This is a genomic window from Streptomyces sp. VRA16 Mangrove soil, assembly GCF_017377775.1.
GTDB lineage: Bacteria > Actinomycetota > Actinomycetes > Streptomycetales > Streptomycetaceae > Streptomyces.
The window spans coordinates 21,054-36,685 of sequence record NZ_JAFVLN010000003.1; the positions used below are offsets into that span (position 1 = coordinate 21,054).

10 protein-coding genes and 1 pseudogene are annotated in these 15,632 nt (G+C 72.9%); 4 read left to right on the plus strand and 7 right to left on the minus strand.

Annotated features, from left to right (window positions below; translation table 11 throughout):
- Positions 1-7: 7 nt before the first annotated feature.
- Genes J3486_RS09450 through J3486_RS09460 form a run of 3 tightly spaced genes read right to left on the minus strand, consistent with a single transcriptional unit; the run spans position 8 to position 3,744 of the window.
- Positions 8-412, minus strand: a complete 405-nt coding sequence (locus J3486_RS09450; protein WP_207819755.1) for a DUF742 domain-containing protein — start codon at positions 410-412, stop codon at positions 8-10.
- Positions 413-421: 9 nt separating this feature from the next.
- Positions 422-859, minus strand: a complete 438-nt coding sequence (locus J3486_RS09455) for a roadblock/LC7 domain-containing protein (RefSeq protein ID WP_207819756.1) — start codon at positions 857-859, stop codon at positions 422-424.
- On the minus strand, positions 856-3,744 hold the full coding sequence (locus J3486_RS09460) for a nitrate- and nitrite sensing domain-containing protein (protein WP_207819757.1): 2,889 nt from the start codon (positions 3,742-3,744) through the stop codon (positions 856-858). The genes J3486_RS09455 and J3486_RS09460 overlap by 4 nt, the downstream gene beginning before the upstream one ends.
- 488 nt (positions 3,745-4,232) lie before the next feature.
- Here J3486_RS09460 and J3486_RS09465 point away from each other — a divergent pair, with 488 nt between their 5' ends.
- Positions 4,233-4,688 carry a hypothetical protein gene (locus J3486_RS09465; RefSeq protein ID WP_374194709.1) on the plus strand — a complete coding sequence of 152 codons (456 nt, stop codon included), beginning with the start codon at positions 4,233-4,235 and terminating at the stop codon, positions 4,686-4,688.
- Between the two features lie 192 nt (positions 4,689-4,880).
- Positions 4,881-5,102: pseudogene (locus tag J3486_RS09470) on the plus strand (Rieske 2Fe-2S domain-containing protein); the annotation flags it as partial.
- A 24-nt stretch (positions 5,103-5,126) separates the two neighbouring features.
- Here the strand turns inward: J3486_RS09470 and J3486_RS09475 are convergent.
- The 4 genes from J3486_RS09475 to J3486_RS09490 form a co-directional block, all read right to left on the minus strand.
- Complete coding sequence (locus tag J3486_RS09475) at positions 5,127-9,791, minus strand: hypothetical protein (protein ID WP_207819759.1); 4,665 nt, start codon at positions 9,789-9,791, stop codon at positions 5,127-5,129.
- Positions 9,792-9,853: 62 nt separating this feature from the next.
- Positions 9,854-10,747: a hypothetical protein gene (locus J3486_RS09480; RefSeq protein ID WP_207819760.1), complete on the minus strand. Its 894-nt coding sequence runs from the start codon at positions 10,745-10,747 to the stop codon at positions 9,854-9,856.
- Positions 10,748-10,790: 43 nt separating this feature from the next.
- Positions 10,791-12,317 (minus strand): hypothetical protein, encoded by a 1,527-nt coding sequence (locus J3486_RS09485; protein ID WP_207819761.1) that lies wholly within the window; start codon positions 12,315-12,317, stop codon positions 10,791-10,793.
- 271 nt (positions 12,318-12,588) lie between these two features.
- The gene (locus J3486_RS09490) at positions 12,589-13,281 is read right to left on the minus strand and encodes a GntR family transcriptional regulator (RefSeq protein ID WP_207820260.1); all 693 of its coding nucleotides are present in this window, start codon (positions 13,279-13,281) and stop codon (positions 12,589-12,591) included.
- A gap of 162 nt (positions 13,282-13,443) precedes the next feature.
- On the opposite strand from J3486_RS09490, the gene J3486_RS09495 reads away from it, so the two are divergent.
- Both J3486_RS09495 and J3486_RS09500 read left to right on the plus strand, forming a co-directional pair.
- Positions 13,444-14,799: an MFS transporter gene (locus tag J3486_RS09495; protein ID WP_207819762.1), complete on the plus strand. Its 1,356-nt coding sequence runs from the start codon at positions 13,444-13,446 to the stop codon at positions 14,797-14,799.
- The gene (locus tag J3486_RS09500; protein WP_207819763.1) at positions 14,796-15,593 is read left to right on the plus strand and encodes a putative hydro-lyase; all 798 of its coding nucleotides are present in this window, start codon (positions 14,796-14,798) and stop codon (positions 15,591-15,593) included. The genes J3486_RS09495 and J3486_RS09500 overlap by 4 nt, the downstream gene beginning before the upstream one ends.
- Positions 15,594-15,632: the final 39 nt, after the last annotated feature.

Below are 15,632 nucleotides of genomic sequence, written 5' to 3' on the forward strand. Positions count from 1 at the left end.
GTGTCGTTCAGAGGGCTCTGAGGCCGTCGATCACGTCGCGCAGGATGCTCTCGTCGGGCAGTTCCGCGGGTGGCACCGGGCGGGTCACGTGGACCAGCTCCTCGTCGACGAGGTCACCTATGAGGACGCGGACGACGCCGATGGGGAGGTCGAACTCCGCGGCGAGTTCCGCCACCGACTGCGGCCGCTCACGGCACAGTTCGACGATGTCCACGTGTTCGGGCGACAGCGTCTGGTCGGCCATCGGGTCGCCGCCGCGGGTTTCCGCGACGACGACCGCGATCAGGTCGAGGCGATGCTGGGCCGGGCTGGTGGTGCGGCCGCGTGTCATGGCGTACGGACGCACGACGGGCCCGGCATCGTCGTCGAACCAGTGGTGCGTCTCCTGCGTCCCCTGACCGTCTGCGCTCATGCCAACCCACTACCCTCCGGCGGGCAGATCCGTGCGCGGAGCCGTCCCCAGATGTGCGCCGACCCGCTTGACCAACAGCGTCATCTCGTAGGCGACGAGGCCGACGTCGGAGTCCGCGTCCGAGAGCACGGCGAGGCAGCTGCCGTCGCCCGCGGCGGTGACGAACAGGAAGGCGTCGTCGAGCTCGACCATCGTCTGCCGTACGCCGCCCGCGTCGAAGTGCCGGCCCACTCCCTTGGCGAGGCTGTGGAATCCGGAGGCGACGGCGGCGAGGTGCTCGCTGTCCTCCCGGGTGAGGTCCTTGGAGACCCCTGTCGGCAGTCCGTCCCCGGAGAGCACGAGCGCCTTGCGGATGCTGGCGACGCGCTCCACCAGGTCGTCGAGAAGCCAGTTCAGCTCTCGCGAACCACCTTCGGTGGTGTGCGCGGTGGCCTTCGGTGCGGTCATCGACCGTCCCCCTCAGATGTCGTTCCCTGTGCTGTGCCGTCGGCGCTCTCGTCGCTTGAGGCGTTCTGGTCGCTTGTGGCGTTCTGGTCGTTTGTGGCGTTCTCCGTGCTCGTGGCCCGGTCGTCGCGCGTGGTCGTCTTGTCGCTGGTGGTGGTCTCTTCGCCCATGGCGTTCTCCACACGGCCGCGCCGCCAGCCGCTCTGCAGCGAGGCCATCCGGCTGCGCACCTCGTCGGCGTCTCGTTCGGCGGGCGGCGTCGAGGCCGGCTCGTCGCGGTCCGCGGTCCGGTCGGCGCGCAGGTCCGGTCCGTCCTTGAGCTGCGGGGCGAGGCTCGCCTGCCGCACCCGGCGGGGCAGACCTCCGGGAGCGGGGGCGGCGCCCGAGGGTCCGGCTTCGGCGAGCGGGGGCCTGGAGGGCAGCGCTGCGGGTGCGGTGCCGGTCTCGGTGGCGCGGGCGCGCCGCCTGGGCAGGTCGGCCGGTGGCGGGGGCGGGGCGGTGTCATCAGCGCCGTCCGTGGCGCGGGTACCGTCCCGGTCCTGCCGCTCACCGGATGCGGCGGCCGTACGGTCGTTCTCCCCGGGCCGGGCGTGGCCGACGGGTCGGCCGTGGGAGCTCACGAGCTTGGGCGCGCGGCGGCGCGGAAGCGGGACGAGCCCGCCGGGCGCGGTGTCGTGGTCGCCCTCGCGGTCGGGGCCGAAGACGCTGTCGCCCTCGGTCTCGTCGGCCTGCTGGTGCTGCTCCCCCGGACTCCCCGCCACCGGTCGGCGCGGGCGGAAGAGCGCTCCGCGCTCGCTGTCCTCGTCGCCGAGGGCTCCCGGGAAGGAGGTCATGTCCGAGGTGGCGAGCGGGGCTTCGAGTTCCACGGGACCGTCGAGCACGGACGCCGGCAGGCCGGGGAGGCCGTCGGACCTGCCGAGCGGGCCACGCCCGCCCATGGGGGTGCGTCGCACGGCATCGGGCCGGTCGAGGCGGAACCCGGCGCCTTCGGTGTCCGGCGCGTCGGTGAGCAGGGCGTCCGGGATGAAGACCACGGCGGTCGTGCCGCCGTAGGGGGACGGCTGGAGCGAGACCCGTACGTTCTGGCGCTGGGCGAGTCGGCTGACCACGAACAGACCGAGCCGGTCGGTGTCGGAGAGTTCGAACTCGGGGGTCTCGGCGAGCCGCAGGTTGGCGTCGAGCAGCGCGTCGGCGGCCATCCCGAGGCCCCGGTCGTGGATCTCCAGGGTGAAGCCGTTGGCGACGCTCTCGCCGAGCACCTGCACGGCGGTGTGCGGCGGTGAGAACACCGTGGCGTTCTCCAGCAGTTCGGCGACCAGGTGCGTGAGGTCGGCGACGGCGGGCCCGGTCACGGCGATCCGCGGCAGTCGGCGCACCTCGATCCGCTCGTAGTCCTCCACCTCCGCGACGGAGGCCCGCACGATGTCCATCAGCTGTACGGGTTTACGCCACTGCCGGGACGGGGCGGCGCCGGAGAGGATGACGAGGCCCTCGGCGTGCCGGCGCATGCGGGTGGTGAGGTGGTCGAGGCGGAACAGGTCGGCGAGTTCGTCGGTGTCCTCGGTCCTGCGTTCCATGGTGTCGAGCAGGGTCAGCTGCTTGTGCAGCAGGACCTGGCTGCGGCGGGCGAGGTTCACGAAGACCTCGGAGACGCCACGGCGCAACTCGGCCTGCTTCACGGCCGCTTCGACGGCGGACCGCTGCAGGGTGTTGAGCGCCTGGCCGACCTGCCCGATCTCGTCCTTGTCGTAGTCCAGGCGCGGAGCCTCGGTCTCCACGTCCACCTCTTCGCCGGACGCGAGGCGTCGCATCACGCTGGGCAGCCGGACGCCGGACGCCTCGTGGGCCTGCAGGCGCAGGCGGCGCAGGTCGCGGACGAGGCCGCGGCCGATGCGGAGCGAGAGGAAGACGGAGAACAGCAGGGCGAGCAGGCCGAGCACTCCGGCGATGCCGGCGCGGACGAAGACGTCGACGGCGATGGGACGGATCTCGTACTGGAAGTTGCTCGCGGTTTCCGTGTTGCGGTGGTCCAGTTCGTCCAGGACCTGCCCCGCCGCCTTGTCCCAGCTCCGCGCTGTGACGCCCTTCGGGGTGCCGGGCACGCCGTTCACCACGGCGTCCTCGGCGTTGCGCAGCGGGGCCGTGTCGGGGCTCTTCCAGTAGCGCTCGTAGCGGGAGCCGTCGTCCCCGGGCAGGAGCGGGAAGTTGGTGTCGTCGAGGAGGGAGCGCTGGGCCATGAGGTCGGAGACCTGGCGCAGTTCGGGCTGGGTGAGCCGGCGGGCGACGAGACCGGAGCCCACCAGCGCGTCTTCCTGGGAGAGCAGTTCGCGTGCCTGGACCAGCGCGACGACAGCCCGGCCCTCGCGCTCCGCCTTGGAGTTGTCCAGGGACACGATGTCGAGCAGGAAGTCGTGGGTGGGGGCGATGAGACGGGTGTAGAAGGTGAGGGCCTGGCCGCGGGTGACGGTGCCCTCGTCGACGTTCCGGCGCAGCGACTCGATGTCCTCGAAGCCTTCCACGGCGGTGTCCAGGGTCGCGCGCGCTTCGCCGTCCATCTCGTCACGGAGGTCGGAGTCGCGGGCCTTCTCCTTGATCTCGGCCATCGCCTCGTCGGAGGCGCTGCGCTTGGTCCGCAGGGCGGACTGCGCGTCGGACGCCCGGGGGTCGGCGAGGTAGACGAGGGTCTGGCGACGCTCGTCCTGCAGAACGCGTCCGGCCTCGGCAAGGGGATATCCGATGGAGTCGACGATCTTGCCCGCCGAGAACAGCTGCACGGCGGCGCGTCCCGTGATGACCGAGGCGAAGGCCCAGATTGCCGTCAAGGACAGCAGCGGCACCATCAACAGCGCCACGATCTTCCGGCGGATGGACTTCCCGCGAAAGCGCATGGCCTCCCCCAGATCGGCCCCCTGCGGTCAGGGGCACACATGTGCGTCAACGAGCGGCGCGAGCCTACTACTGAGACAGGAGCAACTCGAAGGCCTGTCCGGATGCTGTCCGACTCAACATCGGTTCGGACATCCCGAGTTGTCCGGGCATTGGGGGAGATTGCGGTCGGGGATTCACACATTCTCCGGCAATCACAATCGGCCTGACTCGCGGGGCAGTTGGCCTGAAATCCCCGTCGCCCTCCCCCGCGCACTCCGTCACCCTCCCCCGCGCACTCCATCGCCCTCCCCCGCGCACCGTGACAGGCGCTTCCGCCGATCATCCGCTGATCAATCGGCACCGGATCGGGAATCTTCCGGCAGCGCCGTTCGTCCTACATCACAGCAAGGGGAACAACGGGCAAGAGGGCAGGAACAGCAGAGGGACACGCAGGGCGCCGCACGGGCGGCGTGAAAGGGATCAAACCGGGCAGTCAGAGTGCAGGCCGATGTGGGGACATCGAGACCGGAGCCCGGGAGCGGCGGGGAGTGATGCGGTGATGGGTACGACGGGGCGACATGAACTGTGGGTCGAGGAGCCGGCGAAGCGACGCCGGATGCCAGATCCGGTGCGGACGGCGGCCGTACGGGCCGTGCTCATCATCGCGCTCACCCTGATCCAGGCGATGATCGCGCTGCTGTGCACGCTGGCCGACTCCTGGTTGGCGTTCCCCATGGTGCTGAGCAGCGTGGGGAGCACGGTGGTGGCGACCTGGGGCGTCCTGGACGTCTGGGTGACACGCCAGGTGTGGAACCAGCGGAACGGCGTCGTCTCGGTCCCCGCCAGCACGGCCCGGCGCCTGCGCAGAGAACGCCGCCAGGCCCGCCGCGCGGCACGAACGCGGGTACGGGCACCCGAGAACATACGGACGCAGAGCGGGACCGGACAACTGACCCACCCGTGACCGACGCCGCACGGCCAGCACGGGTCGGTCCAACACAGTCAGCCTTGCAAGTTCGCCACCCTTGAAAGTGAAGCCACCCTTGAAAGTGAGGCGACCCTTGTAAGTCGGGCAAGTTGGCGGCGATCAGCCCGGCCGAGCGACAGCCCACCAGGCGAGTCGGCGCGGCCTCGCTGACCCAGCCGACTACACCGACCCCGGACTCTCCGCACCGAGCAGGAGCGGATCTTCGAGCGCATGTGGTTCTGCGCTGTCCGCTCGGCCGATCTCGGCAGGCCCGGCGCGTTCCGCACGGTCCAGGTGGGCCGCGAGAACGTCCCCGTCACCCGCACCCGCCCCCGCACCGGCGCCCTCAAGGCGTTCCTCAACGGGTGCCGGCACCGCGGCGCCCGCCTGTGCACCGAGGCGGATCGGCGAGAAGTGCGCGGAGCTGCTGCGCTTCTAGGCGTCCTGGGGCTGGGATGGAGACTGCGTCTCAGGTTCGGGTCGCTTGAACATGCGGGTGGCCGTGATCTCTCCGTGCACCGATTCTCCGGCCCCGTCCGCGTACTGCTGCGGCAGGCCCGGACGCAGGTGCTCCTCCACGCTGATGTACTTCAGGCCCGCGCGCAGGTCCGCGTCGTTGCGCAGCCGGATCACGAGCGGGAACTCGGCGAGCGCCGTCGTGTCGAACAGGCCGGTGGTGTACAGGAGTTGGACACCGAGCGCGTCCGAGACGGCCCGCTGGAGCTCCAGCAGGTACGTGGCGTTGGCGCGCCCGATGGGGTTGTCGAGGAACAGCGTGCCCGCGTGCCGGTGCTTGTCGCGGCCCCGGTCGTTCGACCGCAGCGCGGCCATCGTGCAGTACAGCGCGATGGCCGCGGTGAGCAGCTGTCCGCCGGAGAACACGTCGCCCATCTGGCCGACGGGGACCCGCTCGGCGCGCAGCACGGCGTCGGGCTTGAGGATCTCGACGGCGACGCCCTTGGGCTGGAGCGCGGCGCTGACCCCGCGCAGCAGCAGGGACATGCCGTCGCGCCGCAGGTCGGAATTCTTCTTGACGGCCGCGCGAGTCGCCTCGTCGATGACCTCGCCGAGCCGCTCCACGAGGGTGGCCTGGTCGGGCTCCTCGAAGCGGATCCGCAGGAACTCCTGCCCGGACCACTCGCCGAGTCCCTCCGGCAGCCGGGACAACCGCTGGGCGGACCGCAGGGTGGCGAGCGACGACTCCACCAGGCCGCGCAGGCGGTCCACGATCGAGTCCCGGTTCCGCTCCAGTTGCGCCAACTCGTCGGTCAGGACCCGCAGTCGGGGCGCGAACGCCTCCGCCCACTTCTGCGCGTGCTCCGGCAGCGCGGCGGCCGGCAGCTCACGGATCTGCTGACGGGCGGGGGTGCGGACGGCCTCGTACCGCGTCGCGTTCGCATGCCGTACGAGGATGTCGCTCGCCTCACGGACGGCGGCCTCGGCGCCGGACAGGTCACCGGCGCAGCCGCGCAACGAGCGCCGTGCCTCGCCCGCGGCGGTGCGGGCCTCCTCCAGGCTGCCCGGGTACGGCTCGGGCTCCTCCTGCTCCTCGGCGTCGGCGGTGTGGTCGCGCAGCAGGTCGCGCAGGAGCGCGGCCGTCTCGTCGAAGCCCCCGGCGCCGTCCTCGGCGGCGCGGTGGGAGTCCAGCAGCTCGGCGTGCGCGGCGCGGGCGGCCGCGAGGGCCTCGGTGTGCGTGGCCAGTTCGGTGGTCGCGGTGCGCAACAGCTGCTGGGCGTGCTCGGTGTCGTTCGGTTCGAGCTCCTCGGGGAGCTCGGTGTGCGCATCGCCGTCCTCGGGCGCGTGCCGCTCGGCCTCGCCGCGCAGCCGGCCGAGCTGCTCGCTCCCGGTGGAGGCGCGGGTCTCCAGGAGCTGGACGTGCTCCTCGGCACGGGCGGCGGCGGCCAGGCGGGACGGTCCGTCGGAGCCCTCGGGGGATTCCAGGAGGGCGGCGGCGCGGGTGCGCACCTTGTTGCTGAGCCGGTCCAGCTCGGCGAGCGCGGCGGACTCGTCGCTCTCCGCGCGGGCCTGCTCGGCCCGCAGGTCGGCTCCGACACCGACCTTCTCGTACACCTGGGAGGCGGCCCGGTAGGCCTCGCGGAGCGCGGGCAGCGACGCCTGCGGCGCCACGCTTTCCGGGCCCTCGGGAACGTCGTCGGGGGCGCCGGCGATCTCGGCGCGCTCCGCGCGCAGCGTGCGGGCGGTGCGGTGGGCGTCGTCGGCGGAGCGCTGGGCGGCGCGCCGGTCCTCGTCCGCGGCGCGGGCCCGCTCCAGGCAGGTCTGGGCGCGGGCCTCGAACTCGACGGCCTCGTCGGCCAGTTCGCGGACCTTGGCCTGCCAGGCGGCGCGCTCGCGCAGCCGGAACGCGAGTCCGGCGAGGGCGTCGGCGGCGCGGCGGGCCTTCTGCGCGGCTTCCTGTCGCTCGTCGCGCACGCGAGTGGCCTCGGTGGCGACCTCGTCGGCCTCCGCGCGCGCGATGCGGGCCTCGGCCAGCTCGGCCTCGGACTCCTCGGCGAACGCACGGGCCTCGGCCGCGGCGGTGGCCAGCTCGGCGAGGCGGCCCGCGGGGCAGCCGGAGCGCCAGGAGCTCAGCCGGGCGGTCAGCTCACGGTCCTTGGCGAGGCGTCCGGCGAGGGCGCGGATGTCCTCGTCGCGCCGGGCGGCCCGCTCGCGCAGCGCTTGACGCTCCTCGTCGGCGGCGTGCTCGTCGTGCATGGCCGGGTTCGGCGGTACGAGGAAGACGGCGTCGTCGCTCGCCGCCTCGGCCGGGGTCGGGGCGAGCAGGGCGGCGGCGGTGCCGACGGCGACGGTGGAGCGGGGCAGCAGCGCGGCGCCCGCGAGGGCGTCGCGGGCCCGGAGGTGCGAGGCGGGGTCGGTGATGATGACGCCGTCGACCAGCTCGGGCCGGGCGGCGAGCACGCGCGCGTGGTCGGCCGGGTCGACGGCCTGGGCCAGGTAGCGCCAGCCGGGCAGGGCCGGGATGCCGTGCTCGCCGAGGAACTCGACGGTGGCCAGGACGTCCGGGCCCGGCGGCAGCAGTCCGCCGTCGCCGAGGGCGCCGAGGATGCGGGAGTCGTCGGCGGCGGCGGTGCGCAGGTCGAAGAGCTGCCGCTCGGCGGCGGCGACGGAGTCGTCGAGGAGGACCTTGAGGTCGTCGGCGGCCCGGTCGAGGTCCTCGGCGGTGAGCGGCGCGTCGTCGGCGACGGCGCGGGCGCGCACGGCGCCGGGGAACCCGGCGCTCTGCGGGGTCTTCGAAGGGCCGTCCACACCGAGCAGTTCGGCGAGCCGCTCCTCGCCGGCGAGCGAGGCGGCGGCCCGCTCCTCGGCCCGGTACGCGTGCTCGGCGGCGCGCGCGGCGTCGGCGGCGCGCGCGGCGGTCAGCTCGGCGCGGGCCTCGGCGGCGGCGGTCTCGCGGGCGTGCTCGGCGCCGCGGCGGGCGGCCTCGCGCGCGGTGTCCCACGCGGCGACGGTGGTCTTCTCGGCGTCGGCGGCGGCGAGCGCGGCGCGGGCCGGGTCGGCGTCGGGCGCGCTGTCGTCGAGCCATCCGGCGCGAACGGCCTCGGCGGTCTCCTGCTCGACCTCGGTGAGACGCTGGCGCAGGTGCCCGAGCTCGCTGCGGGCGCGCTGCGCGTCGGTGGCGGCGGCGGTCGCGTCGCGGTGCGCGGCCTCGCCCGCCTCCTGGAGGACGGCGGAGCGCTCCTCCTCCTCGTTCGCGTGCTGCTCGGCCTTCCCGGCGGCGCCGTGCAGGGCCCGTACGAGGTCGGACGCGGCCTTGGCGCGAGCGGCGAGCGCGGGCGCGGCGTCCCGCTCGGCCTCGCGGATGGCGACGGCCACGCGCGCGGAGCGGTCGGCGGCGGCGCGGTGACGCAGCACGGCCTCGGCGGCCTGCCAGGCGGAGTGCAGCGTACGGGCGTCGGCCAGCTCGCGCTTCTGGGCGGCGGCTGCCTTCTCGGCTCCGGCGAGGGCCAACGAGGCGTGCCGGTAGGCGAGTTCGGCCGCGATCAGCGCGCTGCGCTCCCGCGCGGTCTCGGCCTCGGTGACGGTGTGCGCGGCGGCGGTGACCTGCTGGGCGAGGTCCTGAGTGCGGCCGCGCTCGACGGCGGCGCGGGCGGACAGTCGGCGGGCCAGCGTGCGCGTGCGGCGCTCGGCGGCGGTGTGGATGTCCCGCGTGCGGGCGCGCGTCTCCGCGGCCTCGACGATCCGGTTGAGCAGATCGACGGAGCCGGCGGTGAAGTCCCGCTCGGCCATCAGCTCGGAGCGTCGTCCCAACTTGTTGCCGAATCCGCTGACGAGGTCGGCGAGGCCGTCCGTGTCCCGGGTGTCGGTGACGGCCCGCAGCAGCAGGTCGGTGAAGTCGGAGTCCTTCTTGACGGCGAAGAGGCCGGCGGCCTCGCCCTCGTCCGCGTTCATCTCCCGCTGGTAGCGAAAGAGTTCGGGGTCGAGGCCCAGGTCACCCAGGTGCTCGTTCCACCGGTCGTGGATCTCTTCCCAAGTCACCTCAAGGTGCGGATACGCCTTGCCCGCTTCCACGAGCGCGTCGCGGAAGCCCTTCATGGTGCGGCGCCGTCCCTGGGCACCGGACGCGCCCTCGGCGGCGGGACGCACGGCGTTCGACTCGGCGACGGGCAGGGCGTCGAGGCTCATCCCGGGGCCCGGCCGGAACGAGTACCAGGCCTCCGCGAACTTCTTGGGGTCGTTCGACACCTGGCGGCCGCGCCACTCGCTGACCTTGCCGACGACGACGCACTCACCAGTGAGGGTGTGCTGCCACTCCAGGGCGACGTGTCCGCAGTCGTCGGCCAGCAGGAACTTGCGCAGCACACCGGAGGAGGCACCGCCCAGCGTGTTCCGGTGGCCCGGGAGCATCACCGAGAAGATCAGCTTGAGCAGGACCGACTTGCCGCCGCCGTTCTCCAGGAAGAGCACACCGGCCGGCGCGGGGCGGCGCGGTGGGCCGACGGGCTCGTCCTCGAAGAACTCCGCCTGGGTCGGGGCGGGGTCGGGCACGGGCGCGCCGACACCCCGCAGGTCGAGCACGGTGTCGGCGTAGCGCGCACCGGCAGGCCCGATGGAGTAGAGGCGAACCCGGGACAGCTCGTACATGGCGGACTCTCGTGGTAGGTACGGAAGGTGAGGCGGTCGGTGGGAACGGCGCGGGACAGGGCCTAGGAGTGGAACGGCAGGCCGGCGTCGGCGACGAGCTCGGCCGCGTCCTCGTCCATCGGGGGCATCAGGCTCGCGGACCCGTCGGTCACGGCGACGACACCGAGGTCGAGCAGCTCGGCCATGGCGGCGGTGCCGGCCATGTCGCGGACCTGGAGCTGGTATCTGGCCGTCGTGCGGTAGGTGCCGCCGCCGTCGTCGCCGGTTCTCTGCAGGAATCCGGAGTCGGTGAGGAATGTGACGGCCTTGGCGACGATGCCGGTGGTCGACGTGGCCAGGCGGCGCGTGTCCTTGGTGGCTCCGGTGGAGCTGCGGCGGGCCCAGATCCGCCAGGCGGCCTCCAGGCCGGGGGCGTCGCTCGCCGGGTCGGTGTTCTCGCCCTGCTCCTCGGCGCGCTCCTCCAGCTTGCGGCAGGCCTGCCGGACGAACGCGTCCACCCCGTTGACACTCACGCGGCCGATGTAGCCGTCGTCGGCGAGGTCCTCGGGGCGCGGGAAGGCGAGCGCGGCGACGGCCAGGTGCGCGAGGCCGTGCAGGAAGCGGTCGGTGGAGTCGGCGGCGGTCCTGCGCGCGTAGTCGCCCATGCGCACCGCGAAGACGGAGTCCTCGGCGGCGGTCACGGCCATGCCCGCGCGCGGGGACACCTCCAGGACGACGAGTCCGAGCCCGGAGGCGACGGCGTCGGCCAGGCGCGCGAACGGCGGGTCCTCGCGGTAGCGGCGCAGCAGGTCGCCGTACTCCTGGTCGCGGGACGGCTGGAGCTTGGGCTGGAGGCCGAAGGCGACGAGCCGCGCGGCGTCGGCGGCGTCGGCCGGGGTGACGGGGGCAGCGACCTTGGCCGGGGCCGACGCCTCGGGCTCGCCCCACTCGGCGTGCTCTTCGGGGTACTCGGTCACGGGCGGTGCTCCTTGATCATTACCTGGTTCTTCTCCGGGCCCCTCACGCGGCCTCCGTCCGGTCCGCGGCCATGCCGACCGCGTCGAGCAGGGCCGTGCCGACGATGAGGTCGGCGCCGCCGAACTCCGCGTCGTCCAGCTCGGTGCCGTCGTCCACGGCGAACAGCAGCTTCTCCTCGCCCTGCCGGTAGGCGGTGCCGACCGCGGGGCTGGCCGCGTGCACGGCCAACAGGGCCACCAGGTAGGGCAGTTCGGGGTCGCGCCTGCGCGCTTCGGCGAGCAGTCCCGACAGCCGGCGCGGCGCGTCCGACGGCAGGTCGAGCAGTTCCTTGGCGCTCGCCAACTGCTCCTCGCTGAACCGGCTGTCGTCAGGGGTCTCGATGAGATCGGGCTCGGGCATCTCGGCGCCGAGGTGCTCGCGCTCCATGGGCGGGGTCAGCAGTATGTCGACCAGGTCCGTGACGCGTACGGAGACGGGCGTGCGCAGTCCGGTGCCGCGGGCGAAGAAGGCGTCGGTCACCTTGCGGGCGTCCTGCACCGGCAGCGGAAGCAATGGCGCGACGAGCTGCCCGTACAGGTCGAGGCCCGCGGTGGCGGCGGGCGTGGCGAAGGCCTGCCGGTCCTGCTCGGCGCGGAACAGCGGCCCGGCCTCCAGGAGGCGCGACTGCAGTTGTGTGTGGCGGCGGATGCAGTCCTTGACGATGTCGACGAGCTCGGCGGCGCGGCGCTTCTGCTCGGGGTCCTCGGACTCGTCGCGTGCCTTGCGGATGTTCGTCAGGATCGCGTTCTCGTGGCGGTAGCGGTCCGCCACGTGGTCGAGGGCCTCGGCGATCATGTCGGGCACGGCCTGCAGCCAGTCGACGGCGCGCACATTGCGGCGCGTGGCGTCGAGCGCCTTGCGGAGCGTCTCCGAGTACTGCACCGTCCGGTAGCGGGCCTGCTCGGCGGCGAGCTGGGCGTCCGCGAGCCGCCCGCGGCTGATCAGGACCTCCAGCTTCACCTCGGCGGCGATCTGCGCGCTGGTGACGTCGGTGTCGAGCGCCCCCACCAGCACATTGACCGCCTCGTCGGTCGTGCGCAGATAGACGCTGCCCCCGTAGCCGGGGACTTCCTCGATCAGCTTGAAGTCGTAGTCGCGCCGCACGTAGGAGCCGTCGGTCGCGAACGTGCCGTAGACGGCGCGGAAGCCGCGGTCCACGCTGCCTACGTTGATCAGGTTCTCCAGGACCCAGCGCGCCACCCGCTCGTGCTCGGCGGCCGGCCGCTGCGGGGCCTGCGCGGCGATGCGCGGCATCAGGCGAGCCACTATCTGCTCGTGGTCGGCGCCCGTGTCGAAGTCCATGTTCAGCGTGACCAGGTCGATCGCCGAGAGGGCCACCTCGGCCATTCCGTACGTCGAGTACTCGCCCGCCAGGTTCGCCTTGCGCACGTCCAGGTCGTGCAGCGGAGCGGTGCAGGCGAGCGCGCGAAGCCGCCGCGCGAGCCCCTCGTCGGCGGCCGGGCCCGGTGCGGGGCGCGGCCCCGCGCTGAGCTGGGGCGGAACGGATTCCGTGGTGGCAGGCGAAGTCACGGAGCACAGACTAGGCGCTGGGTCTGACAACGGTCGAAACGACGCAGATGCCACGGGCCCCGCGGGCCACTAGGGCGTGTTTCGAAAGTCCCGTCGTCCGCCCGAAGGGCGGGCCCCGCGGCGTCTGGTGCGTGCGATCGCAAGGCGCCGGAGCGTCCTCATAGCGGAGCTATTCGGGCGTTTCAGCAACGCCGCAGGGGGTCCCCCCGGCCGAAGGCTGGGGGAGTGCGTGCCAGGCGTCGCGGGGCAGGCGGGACTTTCGAAACACGCCCTAGTCCTCCCCCGTCACCTTCTGCCCGTACGCCTCGACGAGCCCGTCGCGGGAGTCGTCGAGGTAGTCGGCGAGCAGCGCCTCGACCTCGTCCCTGCGCCCGTCGGCGAGCGTCTCGACGATCTTCACGTTCCGGACCAGATACGGCTCGTGGAGGCGGCGCGGGTCGTCGACGACGTGGAACGCGAGCCGCAGTTCGGCGAGGACGCTGCGCATCAGCTCGTCGGTCCGCTCGCTGCCGGCGAGGGCGACGAGTTCCCGGTGGAAGTGGATGTTGGCGGTGGAGACGCCCTTCCACTCCCGCGCCTTCGCCGCCCGCTGTCCGTCCGCGACGGCGGCGGCGACGCGGTCGAGGGCGTACGGAGGGTCGCCGAGTGAGCGCACGACGGAGCACTCGATCATGCGCCGGGTCCGGTAGATGTCCTCGACGTCGTGCACGCTCAGGACGCGCACGAAGACGCCCTTGTTGAGCCGGTGCTCCAGCAGCCGCTCGTGCGTGAGCAGCCGGAACGCCTCGCGCAGGGTGTTGCGGGAGACGCCGAGCGCGCCCCCGATGCTGTCCTCCGACAGCCGGGTGCCGGGCGGGAAGAAGCCCTCCGCGATCCGGCTCCTGAGAATGTCCGCGACCCGCTCGGCCGTGCTGGTGCGCCCGAGCAGCGCGCGGTCGTCCGCGAGTGCGTTCAGTTCATCCATGGCCACGGCCGAATTCAAGCGCAGATACAAGAACGAAACAACATGGGTATTGAGGGATCGTTCAACGATCCTCTACCTTGGCGGACAGGCACGGCTCCGCACCACGCACCACCACGCACGCTCACCTCCCCGCGAGTTCCCGAGTCCCCTGCGAGGTGCCTCATGGGCACGACTCCACCGACTCCGAGCGCCACGACCCCTGCCGCTTCCTCCTCGCCCACCGATACCGAGCGCACCGATACCGAGCGCACCGACGTCGAGCGCACCGATGTCGAGCGCACCGATACCGACGGCGCCCTCGGCTGGCTGCGGGCACTCGGTCCGCGCGGCCGGCGCGCGTTCGCCGGCGCCTTCGGCGGCTACGCCCTCGACTCCTACGACTACTTCACGCTGCCGCTGAGCATGGTGGCGCTGGCCGCGTACTTCGGTCTGAACAGCGGCCAGACCGGTCTGATCACCACCGTCACCCTCGTCGTCTCCGCGGTCGGCGGCGCCGCGGCGGGCGTGATCGCCGACCGTATCGGCCGGGTCCGCGCCCTGATGATCACGGTGGCCACGTACGCCGTGTTCACCGTGGCGTGCGGCTTCGCGCCCGACTACGAGACGCTGCTGGTCTTCCGTGCCCTTCAGGGCCTGGGGTTCGGTGGCGAGTGGGCGGTCGGCGCGGTCCTGGTCGCCGAGTACGCCTCCGCGAAGCACCGGGGCCGCACGCTGGGCGCCGTGCAGAGCGCCTGGGCGGCGGGCTGGGGCCTGGCCGTGATCGTCTACACCCTGGTCTTCCAGTTCCTCGACGCCAATCTGGCCTGGCGCGTGATGTTCTGGACGGGCGCGCTGCCCGCCCTCCTCGTGGTGTGGGTGCGCCGCCGCGTGCAGGACGCCCCCAAGGCGGTGGAGAAGCTCGACACCAGCGACCGCAAAGGGTCGTTCGTCAAGATCTTCAGGCCGGGCCTGCTGCGCACGACCCTCTTCGCGGTGCTCCTGTCGACCGGAGTCCAGGGCGGCTACTACACGCTCGCCACCTGGGTGCCGACCTACCTGAAGTCGGACCGGGGCCTCACGGTGGTCAACACCGGCGCCTATCTGGCGTTCCTCATCTCCGGTGCCTTCATCGGCTACTTGACGGGCGGTCACCTCACCGACCGGCTGGGCAGGAAACGCACCATCGTGCTGTTCGCGGTGCTGTCCGCGGTGTGCATCCTCGTGTACACGCACATCCCGGACGGCGCCAACACCCTTCTCCTGGTGCTCGGTTTCCCGCTGGGCTTCTGTATGTCGGCCATCTTCAGCGGCTTCGGCTCGTTCCTGAGCGAGCTGTACCCGACCGCCGTACGCGGCACGGGGCAGGGCTTCACGTACAACACGGGCCGCGCGGTCGGCGCCGTCTTCCCGACCCTCGTCGGCTTCCTCGCGGACAGCTGGGGCGTGGGCGGCGCGCTCGTCTTCGGGGCGATCGGCTACGCCCTGGCCGTCGTGGCCCTGCTCGGCCTGCCCGAGACCCGCGGAAGGGAACTCCTGTGACCCGCACGGAAGACCGCACCGCCCACCGGAGCCCGGAGCAGACGCGGGCCCACTTCCGTGCGGGCGCGAGCGCCCCCACGGCCGGCTGGGCGCGCGGCCACACCCAGGCCAACCTGATCTCCGTACCGGCCGACTGGGCCTACGACATGCTGCTGTTCTGCCAGCGCAACCAGAAGCCGTGCCCGGTCCTCGACGTCACGGACGCCGGCGACTGGACGACCGTTCTGGCCCCGGGCGCCGATCTGCGCACCGATCTGCCGCGCTACCGGGTGTGGGAGCACGGCGAGCTGACGGCCGAGCCGACCGACGTCCTGGACCAGTGGCGCGGCGACCTGGTGTCGTTCCTGATCGGCTGCAGCTTCACGTTCGAGTGGGCGCTCGCCGCGGCCGGGGTGCCGCTGCGCCACGTCGAGCAGAACCGGAACGTGCCGATGTACGTGACCACGCGCGTGTGCCGCCCCGCGGGCCGGCTGCACGGCCCCTTGGTCGTGTCGATGCGCCCGGTGCCGCCGCAGGCCCTGGAGGCGGCGATCAGGGAGAGCTCCCTGATGCCCGCGGTGCACGGCGGCCCGGTGCACATCGGCGACCCCAGGGTCCTCGGCATCAAGGACCTCGACGCACCGGACTTCGGCGATCCGGTGGACCTGCACGACGGCGACATCCCGGTCTTCTGGGCCTGCGGGGTGACGCCCCAGGCGGCCGTGACGGCGTCCCGGCCGCCGTTCGCGATCACGCACGCGCCGGGGCACATGTTCGTCGCGGACACCCGGGACGACCAGTACCGCGTCCCCTGAGACCGGCCCGCGGCCCCTGCCCCGCCGGGGGAGGGCGGG

Excerpts from the sequence above, each read along its gene's own strand:
- J3486_RS09450 (WP_207819755.1), bottom strand. The coding sequence starts at position 412 with ATGAGCGCAGACGGTCAGGGGACGCAGGAGACGCACCACTGGTTCGAC.
- J3486_RS09455 (WP_207819756.1), bottom strand. The coding sequence starts at position 859 with ATGACCGCACCGAAGGCCACCGCGCACACCACCGAAGGTGGTTCGCGA.
- J3486_RS09460 (WP_207819757.1), bottom strand. The coding sequence starts at position 3,744 with ATGCGCTTTCGCGGGAAGTCCATCCGCCGGAAGATCGTGGCGCTGTTG.
- J3486_RS09465 (WP_374194709.1), top strand. The coding sequence starts at position 4,233 with ATGTGGGGACATCGAGACCGGAGCCCGGGAGCGGCGGGGAGTGATGCG.
- J3486_RS09475 (WP_207819759.1), bottom strand. The coding sequence starts at position 9,791 with ATGTACGAGCTGTCCCGGGTTCGCCTCTACTCCATCGGGCCTGCCGGT.
- J3486_RS09490 (WP_207820260.1), bottom strand. The coding sequence starts at position 13,281 with ATGGATGAACTGAACGCACTCGCGGACGACCGCGCGCTGCTCGGGCGC.
- J3486_RS09495 (WP_207819762.1), top strand. The coding sequence starts at position 13,444 with ATGGGCACGACTCCACCGACTCCGAGCGCCACGACCCCTGCCGCTTCC.